The sequence below is a fragment of the Nostoc sp. CCY0012 genome, assembly GCF_963920855.1.
Taxonomy (GTDB): Bacteria; Cyanobacteriota; Cyanobacteriia; order Cyanobacteriales; family Nostocaceae; genus Cyanocohniella.
Window position 1 is genome coordinate 1 of record NZ_CAWUDM010000226.1, and the last position, 1,610, is coordinate 1,610.

General features: G+C 45.7%; 1 pseudogene. It reads left to right on the forward strand.

Annotation, left to right across the window (positions count from 1 at the left end):
- Positions 1–1,514: pseudogene (locus tag ACM0OS_RS28845) on the forward strand (group II intron reverse transcriptase/maturase); the annotation flags it as partial.
- Positions 1,515–1,610: the final 96 nt, after the last annotated feature.

Genomic DNA, 1,610 nt, shown 5'->3' on the forward strand with positions numbered 1-1,610 from the left:
GCAATGCTAGTGAATCCTGGAAGAATCTACCGTGGAAACAATTTCGCAAGAATCTCTTCCGCCTACAAAAACGAGTGTACAAAGCCATTCGAGATGGAGACACGCGCAAAGCAAAGTCCCTTCAAAGGCTGATATTGAAATCCACCTCAGCAAGATTACTGGCAATCCGTCAAGTAACACAGCTAAACGCTGGGAAAAAGACAGCAGGAGTTGATGGTAAGGCATCGCTCACCTTCGAGCAAAGGCTAGAACTGAACTTAAAACTCAGAAGCAAAGCCCATAACTGGTATCATCAACCACTACGGGAAATCCCAATTCCCAAAAAGGACGGAAAAACCCGCATCCTAAAAGTCCCTACTATTGCGGATAGAGCATGGCAATGCCTAGTGAAGTACGCTTTAGAACCAGCACACGAAGCAACTTTCCACGCCAGGAGTTACGGATTTAGAACGGGACGTTCGGCACACGATGCCCAGAAAATGCTCTTCCAAAATCTTAGCCTCAGGGCGAACGGAATAACCAAACGAGTCATAGAACTCGATGTCGAAAAATGCTAAGTGCTTCGCACACGCTACGCGAACGATAGAATCAACCATTCAGCCATCATGGAACGGCTCATCGCCCCATCCGGTATCAAGACCGGAATCTATAGATGTCTGAAAGCTGGAGTTAACCCAGAGTTTCCTGAACAAGGAACTCCGCAAGGAGGAGTGGTAAGCCCAATCCTCGCCAATATTGCACTTAATGGAATAGAGGATATACACCAATCAATTCGCTATGCGGACGATATGGTATTTATACTCAAACCCAAAGATAACGCTATTGGCATACTTGACCGCATTAGCCAGTTCCTTGCACAACGTGGGATGAATGTCAGCGAAAAGAAAACTAAGCTGACTGCCTCGACACAGGGGTTTGATTTCCTTGGCTGGCATTTCAAAGTGCAGAGCAACGGAAAGTTTAGATGTGTCCCTTCAGTGGATAACTTCAAAGCATTCCGTCAGAAAGTCAAATACATCGTCAACAACTCGAATTATGGAGCCACAGTCAAAGCGCAGAAATTAGCACCTGTGGTTAGAGGCTGGAGAAACTACCATCGCTACTGCAAAATGGATGGGTCACGGTTCTCATTGTGGCATATCAATAACAGAGCATTCAAGGTATTTAATAGGGAAACTAAACAGGACGCTGAATCTAGCAGGAAACTGATAGAGAAAGCGTTTCCACGAGTTCCTTACTCCGAAAACAAACACGTCAACGTCAAAGGTGATAAATCACCATTCGATGGAGACTTGACCTACTGGAGTGAGCGTAACAGCAAACTCTACAACGGCAACACCTCTAAAGCCCTAAAACGGCAAAACCATAACTGTGGGCATTGTGGACTAAAAATGCTTGAGGGTGAAAAGGTACATCTACATCATGTCGATGGAAACCACAATAACTGGAAAACCAAAAACCTTATAGCCATTCACGAAAGTTGTCACGATTATACCCACATGGGCAACAGCTAAAAGCTAAGAACATCGAAAGCTGGGTGCTGGGAAACCCGCACGCCCAGATTGAACAGAGAGGTGCGGCGGATAATACCGCCCATCGACTCTAACGAT